Annotated in this window: 15 protein-coding genes; 11 read left to right on the top strand and 4 right to left on the bottom strand. The window is 69.5% G+C overall.

The genetic code is table 11. The features are described from left to right. Positions 1–161 precede the first annotated feature (161 nt). Positions 162–1,184, bottom strand: coding sequence for an AraC family transcriptional regulator (locus OG844_RS41775; protein WP_406388081.1), 1,023 nt, complete (start codon positions 1,182–1,184; stop codon positions 162–164). Between the two features lie 173 nt (positions 1,185–1,357). On the opposite strand from OG844_RS41775, the gene OG844_RS41770 reads away from it, so the two are divergent. The 4 genes from OG844_RS41770 (at position 1,358) to OG844_RS41755 (ending at position 6,950) form a co-directional block, all read left to right on the top strand. Continuing rightward, entirely contained in the window at positions 1,358–2,386 is a 1,029-nt protein-coding gene (locus tag OG844_RS41770) for a TauD/TfdA family dioxygenase (RefSeq protein WP_406388082.1), read from the top strand. A 46-nt stretch (positions 2,387–2,432) separates the two neighbouring features. After that, positions 2,433–3,932 carry a long-chain-fatty-acid--CoA ligase gene (locus OG844_RS41765; protein ID WP_406388084.1) on the top strand — a complete coding sequence of 500 codons (1,500 nt, stop codon included), beginning with the start codon at positions 2,433–2,435 and terminating at the stop codon, positions 3,930–3,932. Between the two features lie 44 nt (positions 3,933–3,976). Further along, the gene (locus tag OG844_RS41760) at positions 3,977–4,375 is read left to right on the top strand and encodes a hypothetical protein (protein ID WP_406388085.1); all 399 of its coding nucleotides are present in this window, start codon (positions 3,977–3,979) and stop codon (positions 4,373–4,375) included. 1,018 nt (positions 4,376–5,393) lie between these two features. Beyond that, entirely contained in the window at positions 5,394–6,950 is a 1,557-nt protein-coding gene (locus OG844_RS41755; RefSeq protein ID WP_406388086.1) for a PQQ-dependent sugar dehydrogenase, read from the top strand. 147 nt (positions 6,951–7,097) lie between these two features. Here the strand turns inward: OG844_RS41755 and OG844_RS41750 are convergent, their stop codons facing one another. Beyond that, the gene (locus tag OG844_RS41750) at positions 7,098–7,541 is read right to left on the bottom strand and encodes an SRPBCC family protein (RefSeq protein ID WP_356422939.1); all 444 of its coding nucleotides are present in this window, start codon (positions 7,539–7,541) and stop codon (positions 7,098–7,100) included. Between the two features lie 205 nt (positions 7,542–7,746). Here OG844_RS41750 and OG844_RS41745 point away from each other — a divergent pair, with 205 nt between their 5' ends. Then, positions 7,747–8,187, top strand: a complete 441-nt coding sequence (locus OG844_RS41745; protein ID WP_406388087.1) for an ATP-binding protein — start codon at positions 7,747–7,749, stop codon at positions 8,185–8,187. A gap of 192 nt (positions 8,188–8,379) precedes the next feature. Next, complete coding sequence (locus tag OG844_RS41740) at positions 8,380–8,577, top strand: hypothetical protein (RefSeq protein WP_406388088.1); 198 nt, start codon at positions 8,380–8,382, stop codon at positions 8,575–8,577. A gap of 117 nt (positions 8,578–8,694) precedes the next feature. Here the strand turns inward: OG844_RS41740 and OG844_RS41735 are convergent, their stop codons facing one another. Continuing rightward, positions 8,695–9,423, bottom strand: coding sequence for a type 1 glutamine amidotransferase (locus OG844_RS41735; RefSeq protein WP_406388089.1), 729 nt, complete (start codon positions 9,421–9,423; stop codon positions 8,695–8,697). Between the two features lie 290 nt (positions 9,424–9,713). On the opposite strand from OG844_RS41735, the gene OG844_RS41730 reads away from it, so the two are divergent. The 3 genes from OG844_RS41730 (at position 9,714) to OG844_RS41720 (ending at position 12,494) form a co-directional block, all read left to right on the top strand. Continuing rightward, positions 9,714–10,139 carry a SpoIIE family protein phosphatase gene (locus OG844_RS41730; RefSeq protein ID WP_406388090.1) on the top strand — a complete coding sequence of 142 codons (426 nt, stop codon included), beginning with the start codon at positions 9,714–9,716 and terminating at the stop codon, positions 10,137–10,139. Between the two features lie 160 nt (positions 10,140–10,299). Further along, positions 10,300–10,824, top strand: a complete 525-nt coding sequence (locus OG844_RS41725; RefSeq protein WP_406388092.1) for a hypothetical protein — start codon at positions 10,300–10,302, stop codon at positions 10,822–10,824. A 173-nt stretch (positions 10,825–10,997) separates the two neighbouring features. Further along, entirely contained in the window at positions 10,998–12,494 is a 1,497-nt protein-coding gene (locus tag OG844_RS41720; RefSeq protein WP_406388093.1) for a PepSY-associated TM helix domain-containing protein, read from the top strand. A gap of 174 nt (positions 12,495–12,668) precedes the next feature. On the opposite strand, the gene OG844_RS41715 is transcribed toward OG844_RS41720, so the two are convergent. After that, a complete protein-coding gene (locus OG844_RS41715) occupies positions 12,669–14,471 on the bottom strand; it encodes a cholesterol oxidase substrate-binding domain-containing protein (RefSeq protein WP_406388094.1) in 1,803 nt (600 codons plus the stop codon). Positions 14,472–14,685: 214 nt separating this feature from the next. Between OG844_RS41715 and OG844_RS41710 the strand changes: the two genes are divergently transcribed. Then, a complete protein-coding gene (locus OG844_RS41710) occupies positions 14,686–15,012 on the top strand; it encodes a PadR family transcriptional regulator (protein WP_406388095.1) in 327 nt (108 codons plus the stop codon). Continuing rightward, complete coding sequence (locus OG844_RS41705; RefSeq protein WP_406388097.1) at positions 15,009–15,365, top strand: DUF1048 domain-containing protein; 357 nt, start codon at positions 15,009–15,011, stop codon at positions 15,363–15,365. Before OG844_RS41710 ends, OG844_RS41705 begins: the two co-directional genes overlap by 4 nt. Position 15,366 lies beyond the last annotated feature (1 nt).

The following is a 15,366-nucleotide window of genomic DNA, read 5'->3' as shown; positions in this document are numbered from 1 at the left end:
ACGCGGCATCGGGCAGGGATTCCTGCTCGTCCTCGTGGGCCGACCATGTCCCTTGCGGTGGTCCCACGTTAAGCGCGGGTTACGGCACGCGCTTGACCGATGGTGACAGGAGACTTATCGCTTGGGGACACGCGCCCCGGAGCGCGTCGAGCCGCCCTCGGTCATTCCTCGCCCGAGCGCCGCTGCACGGTCCCGCGGACCCGCCAGTCCCTCGGGCTGCATCCGAACCGCTCACGGAACCAGCGCGAGAAGGCGCTCGGTGCGGAGAATCCCAGCAGTCCGGCGATCTCCGTGAACGACCGACGTGGGTTCGCGACGAGTTGTTCCGCCAGCTGGATGCGTGTCGCGTTGAGCACCGAGGAGAAGGTCTCGCCCGAAGCCGCGAGGTGCCGGTGCACCGTCCTCCGGTCGATGCCGAGGCTGTCCGCGACCTGCTCGATCGAACAGCGCCCGGTGGGCAGCAGGACTTCGATCAGCTCGCTCACACGATCCAGCACGGTGGTCTCCCTGGACACCGCGATGGACTCGAAGTACTGCCGGGCGTAGGTCCGCAGCAGCGGGTCCGACATGGGGTTGGGAGCCTTGAGTTCGCTGGCGTAGAAGACGATCCCGTTGAACTCCCGGCCGAATTCCACCACGGGGCCGAAGAGACGTCGGTGGGTGCCGAAATCCGCCGGCGCTTCGTGCGTGAAGCACACGGACAGCGGCTGCCACCGGTCACCCAGAAAGCTGCGGAGCACCCCGTGGAAGGCGCCCACGGCCAGCTCGGTGGCCTGGCGGGTGGACATGGCCTCACCCACTTCGAGACTCACCCTGAGGGTGGCCAGGCCACGCGCCTCGGAGAGCCGGCTGTGAAGCAACTCGTTGTACATGTACTCGTGGCGGACGAGGAGTTCGAGGGCACTGCGGACATCTGGCTCGTCACGCAGGACCAGACTGATCGGGCCGAGATTGGAGAAGCGGCGCCGCTCGGCGAGGAGCAGGCCGAAGTCCACTCGGTGCGAGGCCTCCGCGGAGAGTTCCAGCAGCTCGATGACCGCCGCGCCGGGGATCCACCGGTCCTGGACCGCGAGGCCGACGGGGTCGAGGCCCACGCGCTTCATCAGGGCCCGCGGATCGATGCCGAGCGACTGACTGACCTCGACATAGCTGTTCAGCGCTGCGTTGCGGACAAGCGGCTTCATGGCGCACTCCAGGGGATGAGTCCCCAAGTGATAAGTGAGATGTCACGTCAAGTCAAGTAACAGCCCACGTCGTGACCTAGCGTTGCACCACCGCGGCGGAGCTCTCCGCCCGGATGCGGCGACCCGGACGGCCGGTACTCCTCGGGAAGCCACAGAGAGGAAGGGAGGCCACCATGAGGAGCGAGATCAACATGCTGCGCCGGCCCCATACCGGGCCGGCCGTGTGGAAGGGACCGGAGCAGGTCGACTCCGGGGAAGGGGTCCTACGGCTCTCACCTGCGCAGATCGACGAGCTCGACGCGGCCCTGCACAGGGTGCACGAACGGAGCATTCCGCTGCTGAAGGTCACATCCGGTGACTTTCCGCTGCCCACGCCGACCGGAGAGCTGCGGCACGTCGCCGACGTACTGGAGAACGGCCGGGGCTTCGTACTCGTGAAGGGCATTCCGGTCGAGCGGTACAACCTGGCCGCGGCGAGCACCGTCTTCTGGGGGGCGGGCCGCCACCTGGGTACGCCGGTCTCCCAGAACGCGTCGGGTCATATGCTCGGCCACGCCCGGGACACCGGCCGTAGCCTCACCGATCCGGCGACGCGCGGATATCAGACCCGCGAGAGTCTGCCGTTTCACAGCGACGGTTCCGATGTCCTCGGACTGCTGTGCCTGCGAGCGGCCCGCTCCGGCGGGCGGAGCGCCCTCGTCAGCTCGGCAGCGGTCCACAACGCCGTCCTGGAGCGGCGGCCGGATCTGGTCGAGCGGCTGTACCGCACCCACTTCTTCGACCGCCGGGAGGAGCATGCCCCCGGCGACCTCCCGTACGCCGCGCTCCCGCTCGCGTCCCGGAGCCGGAGGGGGCTCAGCATGCGCTACAACCGCTGCTATCTCGAATCCGCACAGCGCTTTCCCGACGTTCCCCGCCTCGACCCGGCGGACGTGGAGTTGTTCGACCTCGTCGACGCACTGGCGGAGTCCCCGGAGTTCCGGCTCGATGTCGACTTCGAGGCCGGCGACCTGCTGTTCGTGAACAACCACACCGTTCTTCATTCCCGTACGGGGTTCGAGGACTTCGCCGAGCCCGATCCGGGGCGCCACGTCCTGCGACTGTGGCTGACCCTCGGGCACGGTCGCGGCGGGATCTCCCCCCGCGACGTCATCGCGACACAGAACTCCGCACGTCTCCGCGGCTTCCGTCACTGCCGGTGACCGTCACCGCCTGCGCCCCCACCGATCCAGTCCGAACAGGAGCCCCATGGACAACCTCGCCTCACTCCTGGTGAAGTCCGCCCGATCGGGCGGCGACCGCGTCGCAGTCCGCCAGGACGACATCACCCTGACCTATGCCCAACTCGACGACGCGAGCGCCCGGTTCGCCACACTGCTGCGGAGCAGGGGGGTGCACCCGGGCGATCGTGTCGCGCTGGTCATGCCCAACGTCAGCTGTTTCCCGGTGGCGTACTACGGCATTCTCCGCTGCGGCGGCGTTGTCGTGCCGATGAACCCGCTGTTGAAATCCCGTGAAGTCGCCTTCGCCCTCAGGGATTCCGGATCCCGGATCGCGGTGACATCGCCTCACTCCACACACGAGGTGGCGACAGCCACGGCAGAAGTCGGCATCGACTGCCTGGTCACCGACACGGCGACGTTCGACACCTTGGTTCAGGACTCCGAACCCATGCGACAGGTCGCCGGGCGGGCGGCGGACGACACCGCCGTGATCCTATACACATCGGGCACGACAGGAACCCCCAAGGGTGCCGAGCTGACCCACCGCAACCTGGTGACCAACGCGGCAACCACGGCCGGGACACTGCTCCACGTCGGTCCGGCCGACGTGCTGTTCGGGGGCCTGCCCCTGTTCCACGCCTTCGGGCAGACCTGCGCCCTCAACACCGCCGTCGCCGCGGGCGCCACCCTGACCTTGATGCCGCGGTTCGATCCGGCCGAGGCGCTGGAGATCATGCGGCGGGACGGGGCCACGATCTTCCTGGGCGTCCCCACGATGTACTCGGCGCTGCTCAACAACAGGGGCCCCGACGGGCACGCGCTCCCCCGCCTGCGTCTGGCCGTTTCCGGCGGCGCTTCCCTGCCGGTCGAGGTACTGCACACCTTCGAGCGGGAATTCGCCGTCACGGTACTGGAGGGCTACGGCCTCTCGGAGACTTCGCCGGTCGCTGCGTTCAATCCTCCGGACCGGCCCCGCAAGGCCGGCTCGATCGGCGTCCCGATCCGCGGCGTCGAACTCAGGCTCATGGCCGACGACGGCACTCCGGTGGGCCCGGGCGAGGTGGGCGAGATCGCGATCCGCGGCGAGAACGTGATGAGGCGCTACTGGAACCGTCCGGACGACACCGCGGAAGCTGTCCGGGACGGGTGGTTCCACAGTGGTGATCTCGCGCGGGTCGACGACGACGGCTACTACTTCATCGTCGACCGGAAGAAGGACCTGATCATCCGTGGTGGATACAACGTCTATCCCCGCGAGATCGAGGAAGTCCTCTACGAACACCCGGCCGTCGCGGAGGCAGCCGTCGTCGGGGTGCCGCACGAGGTCCACGGCGAGGAGATAGCCGCCGTGGTCACCGTGCGGGACGGCTCCCAGGTCACTGCCGACGAGATGCGCGACCATGTCAGAGCGCGGGTGGCGGCCTACAAGTACCCCCGGATCGTCACCTTCACCGACGCGCTCCCGAAGGGAGCAACGGGCAAGATCCTCAAGCGGGAGATCGTCGTGGAGTGGAAGGCGCCGTAACCCCGGGGCGGGTGGCCCCGTGTACTGGTGCGAAACTGCCCGCCATGAGCAGATACACCGAAGTCATCGTGTTGGCACGGAATGCCGAAGACGTGATGGAGCCACTCACCCAACCCGACGGGAACCGGGAGTGGCACCAGTGCTTCAAGCGTGTGGACGACGGCGCGTTCGACGGATCCATCACGTCCGAGGAGTGCTACGTCTGGGTTGTCCAGTTCATCCGCCACAACTGGACAGGACTGCTGGCACATCTGGAATCGCTGCCGTGGCCCGACCCGTGGTCTGTACAGGTTCTGGTACGCGACGAGGACGACGACTGCTTCGGGATGTGGATGCTGTACGACGGCCGGCTGGTGGAGGTACCGATACCCCGAACCAGGCGAGAGCCCTTCTCGAGCACCATCGTCGGGGTGCTCTCCCGGACCGACCGCCCCGGCCACTGAAGGCGCAGGAAGGCGGAGGCGCTCGACAGCGGCGTCACCGACACCCCTGGACGGCGGACCGTTGGACCTGCTGTGGTGACAGCGGACCTTGCAGAGCGCAGCGTTGTCGATCACATGCGTGGGCCCTGGCTGATGCCCCCAGGGCCCCACCCATCGTCACCCGCCCGCTACGAAGCTCCCACCCATTTCTCGGGCAGGAGGGCGTGGGCATCAGCACGACGAATGCAACCTGAGCAGCGATCTGGATCAGCAGGGGCTCGCTCGTACTCGATGCCGACAGCGGCCATGTGAAGAGCAACATCGGCAGCACCAGCGCGCCGAGGGAAAGGGGTGTCTCCATCTTCCTGTGAGATATGGTCACGCAGCGACCTGTTCGGCGCCACACGCGGTGTGAGCCCTGGAGGGCCGGCTGGCGCGTGTCCTGCATCAGCACCCCTTCACGCATCGACCGTTCGTCCATGTCCTGCATGTCCTGTCCAGTTCCCTGACCGCACGGGCACGGGTCTTTGGCGCCAGCACGTGCCGCACAGGGCGCAGCGATGACACGGTGACTGGCCGGCCCTGCACTGAACCGCCCACATCCCCGAACCTGCTGCGCAGTGTCTGTGGCGTCTCCCGTTCGGCGTCGCATCGTTTGCGCCACGTGGCGCGGAAGTGGCGCAAACAAATGTTGCCCGCACTACCCCTCCACGCGCAGTCTAGGGTCGCGGGAGCGCTCCCACGCAGTCGGCACCCTCGCCTGGAACCCGGTGCCCACCGGAAAGAGGATGAGTTGTCATGCGCGTGACAATAAGCGGCCACGACAACACGCCGGACATCGTGGGTGCGTGGAAGACCAGGGGCGCGGACAACCTCACCGTTCAACTGAACGACCGGGCCGGTCATCGCGCGGCCCTCCCGCTGACCGGCACCGGTGACGTCCGCTACGACAAGCGTGTCCGTTCGGAGCGCGCCACCGGGTGCGAACCACTTGTGTGCGTACGACCGCCGCGCAAGCGTCCTCGAGTCTGGAGCCGACATGCTACGACGCCGCTGGACCGGGCAGCTCCTGCTGGCCCTCCTGCTGACCACCCTTGCTCCCTTACCCGCCGCGACCCAGTCCTTCGCGGCGGCCCCGACCGCGACGTCGGATACCAGGCCGACCCGCGCGGAGGCTGACCCCTCGCCAGTACCCCTGCCTTCGCTCCGTGCGACCACTACCCAGGTCGCCTCCGGGCTGAGACGGCCCACCGCCCTCGCCGCCCCCGACGACGGCACGGACCGGTTGTTCATCACCGAGAAGTCCGGCACCGTACGCGTGTACCACCCGGATACCGGCCTTGCCACGGCCCCGCTCATCGACATCAGGTCGGCCGTGGACGAATCGGGCAACGAGCGCGGCCTCCTCGGCATCGCCGTCCCGCCCGACTTCGCTGACAGCCACCACCTGTACGTGGCGTACACCGCACGGCCCGACGGAGCGGTCACTCTCGCCCGTTACCGCCTCGACGAGTCCCGCTCGGAGGTCCTGCTCTCCCAGCCGCACTCCGAGTACAGCGACCACAACGGCGGCCAGCTCGCGTTCGGCCCCGACGGCCACCTGTACTGGAGCATCGGTGACGGCGGCGGCTCCGCGGACCCCTTCCGCTCCGGGCAGCGACTGGACACCCTGCTGGGCAAGGTGATGCGCATCGACGTGAGCCGCGGTTGCGCCCCGCTCCCCTACTGCGTCCCCGGTGGCAACCCCTTCGTGGGCGCCCCCGGCGCGCGCGAGGAGATCTGGCTGTACGGTCTGCGCAACCCCTGGCGGTTCTCCTTCGACCGCGCCGACGGCTCGATGTGGATCGGCGACGTCGGCCAGGGCCGGTGGGAGGAGGTCGACCACCTCACGCCCGGAGAGGGAGGGCTGAACCTCGGCTGGTCCTGCCACGAGGGCCTGGAGAAGTTCGAGGGCGGCGATTGCGTGCCCGGCGAAACGTACACGGAGCCGGTTTTCACCTACTCCCCTTACACGGGCGGCTGCTCGGTCATCGGCGGTCACGTCTACCGGGGCCAGAAGTACGCCGACCTCGTCGGCGGCACGTACATCGCCACCGACTACTGCTCGTCCACGGTCTGGGCGCTGCGACCCGGCGGCGAAGGCGGCTACGAGCAGGCCGAGATCGGGGAGATGCCCACCCAGGTGACGTCCATCGGCACGACCGTCGACGGAGAGTTCTACGCGGTCAACGATCTGCCCGGCGGCCTGCACCGCGTGGCCTTCGCCCGTGAGGAGCCCGCCTGCCGTGTAAACCTCACCATCCGGACCTGGGGCACCGGCACGACGGTGGACCTCACCGTCACCAACACCGGCAGCACCCCCATGAACGGCTGGACGCTAGAGTTCCCGCTGGTCCTCGGGCAGACCGTCACCTCCGACTGGAACACCGACCTCACCCAGGGAAGCAACACGATCACGGCCACCAACACCTCGCACAACGCCACGATCGCTCCCGGCGCGAGCATCACTCTCGGCTACCTCGCCGCACACACCGGTGACTCGTCGTCGCCGCCACGGTTCATGCTGAACGGGGACGCCTGCGCCGTCGGCCGCTGAGCCGCCTGTACCGACGCCCTCCACGTCATCCCGCGAACCGTCGCCACCCGCTCGCCGTTCGACTGAGAACCGCCCGTGCGCACTTCGGAGGTGCGCACGGGCGGTCACGTCTGCGGGGTGCTCCGCACCCCGGCGAGCGTGCGGTGGTCACAGGCCCCGAGGGCCGTCACCCGCCGCTGTGGACTCGGCCAGCTTCTGGAACTCTCCCAGGTCGTAGTTGGTGAGTGCCGAGTCGAGGTTGGTCAGGGCACCCAGGTGCTCCACGAATCCGCTGGGGTCGTACTCGATCTGCAGGGCGACCCGGCTGGAGGTGTCGTCGAGCCGGTGGAAGGTGACCACGCCTGCGTGATGCACACCCTCGATCGTCTTCCAGGCGATCCGGTCCTGCGGGACGACCTCGGTGAGCTCCGCGACGAAGCTCTTGTCGGCGCCCGGCAGGGACAACTGCCAGGAGAACCGGCGCTCGTCCATCGGATCGACCCGTCGCACGTGGCTCAGGAACTTCGGCCACTGCGACACATCGCTCCACAGAGCCCAGGTGACGCTGACGGGCGCCTTGATGTCGACGGTCTCGACGAGGGAGGAGGACATGAGCAACAACCTTTCTTTCGCTCGGTTTCGCCTTCCGCTGCCGACTACCCGATAGGCGCCGCCACACGCATGCTCCTTCGCCATCCGGTCGCAGGAGAGACACCGATCAGCTTCGGGACGTCGGCCGGGCCGCACGCCGGGGCCGCCGTGGTGGGCCCCGGATGCGTGGGTAGACGAGAAGGGAGAGCCGAGCGAGGAGGGGTCGATGACGAAGGACACGTCGCTGCGTGCGGTGGGATGGGCACAGTCGTTTCCCGTATCGCACGGGGTACGGGCCGGCCGCCACTGGACGCGGGACCACCTGGCGTCCCTGGAATGGACGAAGGACGCTCCCGAAACCGTGGACGCGATACTGCTCAGTGTTTCCGAACTGGTCACCAACGCGCACGTGCACGCACACAGCGACGCCCAGCTGGTCCTCACCTGGGACAGTCGCTGCCTGCACGTGAGTGTCCACGACTCCGATCCCGTACCCCCCGCCCAGCAGCCCGAAGACCACACGACGACCGGTGGCCGTGGACTCGCCATCGTCGACGCGCTCGCCGACGGATGGGCCACGCACCCCCAGGCGTCGGGCAAGACCATCACCGCCTGCTTCGTCCCTCCCGGCGCGCCGAAGCCCCCGCATGGCGATTCCATCGACTGATCCCCCGCAGGAAATGATTCGGCGGGCGGCGCGGCGACCCGTCCGGAGAGACACCGAACTCGGGCTCTCGGTACGGCGCTGCGGGAGCGGTGCGCCGTACTGGCCGCCGCGGTCGCCCAGGAGATCCCCGGCGCGGCCTTGGCGGGGCTGCCCACGGGCGGACTGCATCTGTGGCTTCGTCTTCCGTCCGGCGTGGACGACACCGTCCTCACCGGTGCCGCCCGGCAACGGGGCGTCGCGGTCAGCACCGGCAGCCGCTACTTCGCCACCGAGCCGCCGGCAGCCCACCTGCGCATCGGGTTCGCCGCGGCGGCCGACCACTCCGAGCTGGCCGAGGGTGTACGGCGACTGGGAGCCGCGCTCACGGACCTCGGCCCGATGGAAGCGTGAGGCGTGATCAACGGGTTGGATCCATGGCGTCGCCTGCCGCGACAGTCCGAAGGACCGGGTCCGCGTCCGTGGGACGGCGGCGCCGGGCCGCCGTACTCGCGCCCGACCAGCAGCCGGTCACGGCCGCCGCGCGCACACCTGAGCGAACCTCCGGGTGAACACCGACCATGCCGAGACCGCCGCGCCCTCGTCGGCCACGGCCTCGGTGTGCAGCCGGTCCCTGTCGAAGCCCTGCAGGGCCAGCCGCTCCCGGTCCCAACCGGCGATCCGATGGGCCTCCGCCTCCGGGTGGAACTGCACACCCCAGGCCCGCGCCCCGACCCGGAACGCCTGGTGGGGGCAGGCCGCGCTGGACGCCAACCAGGCGGCACCCGGCGGGAGTTCGGTGATCGCGTCGACGTGCCGCTCGATCGCGGGAACCGCCCGGCCGAGCCCGTGGAGCAACGGGTCGTCGGCGGCTTCGGGGCGCAGCCGGATCTGTGTGCTGCCGAACTCGGGCTGCCCGTGACGCGCCCGTACGCTGCCGCCCGCCACCTGAGCGAGCAACTGGCCACCGAGGCAGATGCCGAGGACGGGCGTGCCGCCGTCCAGCGCCTGCGCGACGAGGTGGCGGGTGGCCGGGAGCCAGGGCGCGCGCTCGTCGTCGTCCGGCAGGAAGTTTCCGCCGAGCACGAGAAGCGGCCTGCTGTCGAGCCTTCGGGGCAGGACCTCACCCTCGTAGGGACGTAGCACTTCGAGGCCGATACCCGCCTCGCGCAGCCAGGCCCCGACCCGGCCGGGACCGCCGCTCCTGGTGTTCTGTACGACCACGGCGGTCGGCGGGCCCGGTGCGTTCGAAGGCGTCATCGCCTCGGCTCCCCTGCTCGGCATCTGCGTTCGCTGCGCTGATCATTCCGACAAGCACTTCGTAGCCGTCGGCACAAAGAATAGTTGGCGCCCACAGCTGACTGCCCTCCTGACCGGAAGCCCGAAACCCCTGACCCCGCGGCGGCGGGCTCCTGCTGTGGCCGACCGCGGACAGCAGCGACGGCGGCTCGGCAGCCGACGGCTCTTCACCTCAACCAGCGATACCGCCGCATCCGTTGTAGCGTCGACGAACCGGCGCTGAGCTGCACAGAGATCCGTCAGCTCACCTCATGCCACCACCGGCGCAGCCCGCATCGCGAACGCCCCCACCTCCGGTCCGGCAGCCCGACGGCACGGTCGATGTCATCGACGAGGTCCTCGGGGTTCCCCTCGGCGTCGGCGGAGGGGTTCCCCTCGGCGTCGGCGGAGGGGTTCCCCTCGGCGTCGGCGGCTTCCCGTTCCGCACGACCGAGACAGACCTCCAGGAGGGTTCCGTCCTGGCCCTGTACACCGACGGCCTCGTCGAAGCGGGTGAGGACATCAGCGAGGGCACCGAGGCCCTCCGATCCCAACTCGCCCGTGCCGCAGGGGAACTGGAAGCGACGGCGGAGAACATCCTTACGAGCATGCTCCCTTCCGCGCCCACCGACGACACGGTGATCGTGCTCGCACGGGCGAGCCGGTCATCACCTCACCGGCCGGGGCGAGCCGTGTGATGGCCAGTCAGCTCACGGTCGATCCTCGTGCACCGTACAGACACACACGCGCCGCCGTGTACATGCTCGATAGGTTGTACCCGTGCGCGAGCCGGGAGGATGGACCGGGCGGACCGTAAGGGGTCTGCTCTGCGCTTCGGCATGCCTTTTCCTGGGTGTGGTGAGCCATGCCTCGGCCGGTGGGCGGCTGCCCGGCGCAGGTCCGCTGGCGCTCATCCTGGCCACGCTGACCGTGCTCGGCTCGGTGTTCTTCGGTGGCCGCCGTCGCCGCTTCGATGTCACGGTGCTGGCGCTGGCCGGAACACAGTTCTCCCTCCACCTCGGTTTCCATCGATTCTCGATGCCCGAAGTCGGCCACGCGGCACATCACATGGCCGGCCGGCACATGGTCATGGGCCCGGCAGACATGGCCGAGCGCGGTATCGGGCATTCTCTGTCCTCCGCCATGACCTCGGCTCATACGGTCGCCACGGTCGGGACCGCGCTGTGCGTCATCTACGGAGAACGCGTCCTGCGCGGGCTGGCCGCCCTGGTCGTCCCGGCCTTCTGCTACCGCGAACCCCCGGCCCTCCCTGTCACCCCTCAGCTCCGGCCGGTGCCCCTGTCGTCGGCGCATCCCCGATTCGGGGTACTGCTCGCCCGTTCCCGGACCCGGCGGGGTCCTCCCTCGGCGACCCCGGCCTGACGGTCCCCCTTCCGCGTTCCATCGCACCGGCTGTTCACCGGTGCGCCGAGGCATGCGTACGGGCGGAGCCGGGCCGGGGCACTCGCGTCGCACCGTCACTCCGACGGAAGCACGTCACCGACTTCGCGGCGTCCCCGGCTCGTCCGGCGGCCGCGTCCACCTGAGGGATAGGCATGTCTTTCGGAACCGAAGAACCACCACAGAACGACCGCCGTCGTATCGACGCCCCGTCCGCCGCGGCGGCAGCAGTCGCCGTCGCCGAGCCCACCTCCACCCCTGCGGCCGAGCCCGGGCCCGGCCGCTCCTGGCAGGCCGTACGGAGCCTGCTCGTCCGGCTGCACTTCTTCGCCGGCGTATTCGTCGCCCCTTTCCTGTTGGTGGCCGCCCTGACGGGGTTGGCCTACACCTTCACGCCGCAGCTCGACCAACTCGTGTACGGCGACCAGTTGCGCGTCGAGCAGGTCGGCGAGGCGCCCCGTCCGCTGGCGGAGCAGATAGCCGCAGCCAGGGCCGCCCACCCGGAGGGCAGCCTGGCCTCCGTCGTCACCCCTCCCGGCCCGGAGGACACCACACGGGTGGTGCTGTCCCTGCCGGAGCTCGGTGACAAGCAGCGCACCGTGTTCGTCAACCCCTACACCGCCGAGGTGCAGGGCGACCTGACCACGTGGTTCGGCTCGACGCCACTCACCACCTGGCTCGACGACCTCCACCGCAATCTGCACCTGGGCGAGACCGGTCGCCTCTACTCAGAAGTCGCCGCGAGCTGGCTCTGGGTGATCGTCGCGGGCGGCCTCGTCCTCTGGCTCGGACGCAGCCGTGGACAGCGGGCCGGGTCCGCACGGGGCGTTCTGCTGCCCGACCGTTCGGCCCGGGGCGTGCGCCGCACCCGCAGTTGGCACGCGGCCACGGGTGTGTGGCTGGCACTCGGTCTGCTCTTCCTGAGTGCCACGGGCCTGACGTGGTCGCATTATGCGGGCGATCGGTTCGGGCAGCTGCTGGACGCGGCCAGGGGCCGTGCTCCCGCGTTGGACACCACACTTCCCGGCGCTCAGCCGCCAGCGGAGGACGAGGGCGGCGAACACGCCGGGCACGGCGCCGCGGAGGACTCCGCCGCGGCGGATCCGGCCGACTTCGACGCGGCCCTGGCCGCGGCCCGGGACGCCGGGTTGGGCGGCACGGTGGAGGTGACGCCTCCCGCCGACAGTTCGGGCGCGTGGGTCGTGGCCCAGGGCGACAACGTCTGGCCGGTGCACTACGACCAGGTCGCTGTCGACACCGAGAAGGGCGAGATCACCTCCCACAGCCGGTGGGCGGACTATCCGCTCCTCGCCAAGCTCAGCAAGCTCGGGGTGCAGGGGCACATGGGCGTGCTGTTCGGCATCGTCAACCAGATCGTGCTGGCCGCGATCGCGCTCGGCCTCACCGCCGTGACCATCTGGGGCTACCGCATGTGGTGGCAGCGCCGCCCGACCCGCGACGATCGCAGGGCTGCATTCGGCACGGCGCCCGCCCGCGGAGCCTGGCGCCGACTGCCGCTGCCCGTGATCGTCCTGGGCATCCCCGCTGTCGCCGCCCTCGGCTGGGCGCTGCCGGTCCTGGGGGTGACCCTGGCCGCCTTCCTCGTCGTGGACGTGGTGACAGGCCTGGTCCGGCACGTGCGGGCCTCGTAGGAGCAGAGGGCCCGGAGGACGGGGCAACAGCCCCTGTCCTCCGGGCCCGGTGTCAGCCGCTGCCTCAGGTGACGTACGGCGAGCCGAGCGTCAGCGCGTCGGTGGTGCGGGACACGACACACGTTCGTCGACGTCGGCATGACCTTGGCGCCGTGCCCGGTGAAGGGCCCGCGGCTAACGCACCAGTCGATCCGTGAAGCCGTTGCCGAAGACCCGGTGAGGGTCGAGCCGATCCAGGACGGAGACGGCTTCGGACCACTGCCCGGCGCCGTACGAAGCGGGCACCGCGGACCCGATGATCTGCTCGTCCGCCCAGGCCGCCGTGTCCGTATAGCCCCAGCCCTTGGACCACTCGACGCGCGCCAGCGCGTAGTCGCCGTCGAAGGTGCTCATCAGGAAGCGTTCCAGTTCCCGGTAGAACTCGTGGGCTCCGGGTGAGGTCGGCTGGGTCAGCACGTCCACCCACACCACGCAGTCGTACTCCGGGTGGTCCGGGTGCGGGCGGACGACGGAGAGCAGCGGCGGGCGTGCGCCCGGCGCGGCGGAGTCATCGGGCTGGTCGAGGCCGCTGACCCTGATCTCCACCTGCCCGTTGATCGGGAATCTGCCCGCCGCGGCCCAGGCCGCCAGCCTTTGCTTGTAGTCGCCGGCGAACTCGGAGACGACGCGCTGGACGTCTGCCCGGCGGGTGAGGATCCCGTACCCGTTCGCGGTCTCACGCAGTGTTGTGGGGCGCAAGTAGAACTGGAGGGCGTGCGACGGGCCCCACAGGTCCTTCGCGAGGGTGGCGGTCAGTCCGGTCGCCGCCACCGTGTACTGCGCGGCGCCGAGCAGCGGCGCGAGATGCCAGGAGCCCCCGACGACAAGCCCGGCCAGCCGGGCGACCGGGGTCGGGACGACATCGCTGAACGGGTAGTTGTACGGGCTGTGCACCGGCCTGGAAGTGACCGGGCGCTCAGGGCTGAGGCTCCACACCTTGAGCCAGGGCCGGTCGGTGAAGGCGAACCAGATCGTCTCCACCCGCCCCGACTCGGCCATGAAGTCCGCGAAGGTGTTTCCCCGGGCGGCGAGGGCGCTGCCCGGGGCGGCGAACAGTTCGTCGGCGGTGAGGTCGACGCGGCTCCGGCAGCGCAGCGGTATGTCCTCGCCCGCCTGGATCTCTGCCTCCACGATGAGGCCGCGCCCGAGGTGGGTGGCCAGCGCCTCGCACTCCTCGTCGGTTCCTCGGTGGAAGGTCTTCACGACGTAGGCATCCTGCTCCGCGTCCCAGACGACGGCGGTGAGGGACAGGACGAGGTTGCTGAGGCTGCCGTAGGTGTGGCCGGGGCGGGCGGACTCGCCGTCCGCGGGGACGCTGGTGCCGTGGGCGTCGATGGCCAGCGTGCCGCCCAGGGTCAACTCCCCCGGCGCGGGAGTGTTGGTGACGCCCAGCCCGTGGTCGGCGAGGAAGGCCATCAGCGTTTCGAGGGTCGCCCCGGCCTGCGCGCGCACCGCGCCGGGGGCGCCTGCGGGCGGGGTCGTGAGTTCCATGTGCGTGAGATGGACGGTGGTGTCCAGCAGGAGGACCTTCGCGTCGCGCTCGGTGGACGAAGTGATGGTCAGGGGCGACCAGTTGTGCGCCTTGCCCCGGGCACGTAGCCGCCAGCCGTTGGCATGCGCCCAGTTGGCGAGGTCGGCGAGGTCCTGCCCGGTGCGGGGCGCGCACGCCCACAGCCCGCCGTGGGTGATCTCGCCGGCCCAGTTGATGTACGGGGAGAGGTAGGGCACCAGACCGGCGGGCAGTTCGGGTGCGGCCGTCGGAACGATGACCGTCGCCGCGGCGGCCGGGGAGGACCCGGCCGTGGCAGCACCGAACGGGATGCCCAACGCGCCGGCAGCCGCCGCGGCCCGCAGAACACCACGGCGGGAGAGTCCGGAGGGCTCGGAGGGGCGGGAGGAGGTGACAGGACGCGGGGGGAACTCCGAGTGATCAGACATGAACCGAATGTATGGGGCTTCGGCGCGTCGCCGACGCTCCCCGGCAAAACTGCCGAGAACCCCCACCGGAAGGCCAAACGACAGCGATTCGAACCCGTCCACGATTCGGAGTCCGGTCCGTGTCCGCCGACCACTACCGGCCCCCACTACTCGGTGATACGTTATAGTGGTACTCGGTAGCACGCAGTACCGAGAGAACCGAGGAGGCCTCGCGATGGACGACCTGACGGAGATGCTGAAGGGCACGCTCGAAGGGTGCGTGCTCGAAATCATCGGCCGCGAGGAAACCTATGGGTACGCCATCACCCGTCAGCTGAACGAGCTCGGCTTCGCCGATGTCATCGAGGGGACGGTGTACACCATCCTGCTGCGGCTGGAGAGGAACGGACTCGTCCAGGTGACGAAACGACCGTCCGGGGTCGGTCCGCCGCGCAAGTTCTACGCGCTCAACGATGCCGGACTCGAGGAACTCGCGAAGTTCTGGGCGAAATGGCAGTACGTCTCATCACGCATCAACAAGCTCAAGGAGGGCGGGAGATGAACTTCTGGGAGAAGATCACAGGCAGCGATCTCACCAGGGAATGGAAGGCGTTCGCAGCCCGGGCCGAAGCCCTGCCGGACGACTACCGGGCGGTGTGGGAACAGATCGTCGCCCACCTCTTCCTTCATGGGGACTTCACCGGCCGAAACCTGATGCCGATCTTCGACGCCACCCTTGGGCTGCTCGAAGACACAGCGGCGGACGGGCTGAGCGTCCACGAAGTACTCGGCGACGACATCCGGGGCTTCTGCACGGCACTCGCCGGCGGAGAAGGGGCTCGAACCCATCGCGACCGGTGGCGCGAGCAGCTGAACAGGAACGTCGCAAGGAAACTGAGCCGGCTGGGAGGCTGAC

The sequence above is a fragment of the Streptomyces sp. NBC_00887 genome, from assembly GCF_045207585.1.
Note: the sequence above shows the minus strand (reverse complement) of the source record. Positions and strands in the feature narration are given on the sequence as shown.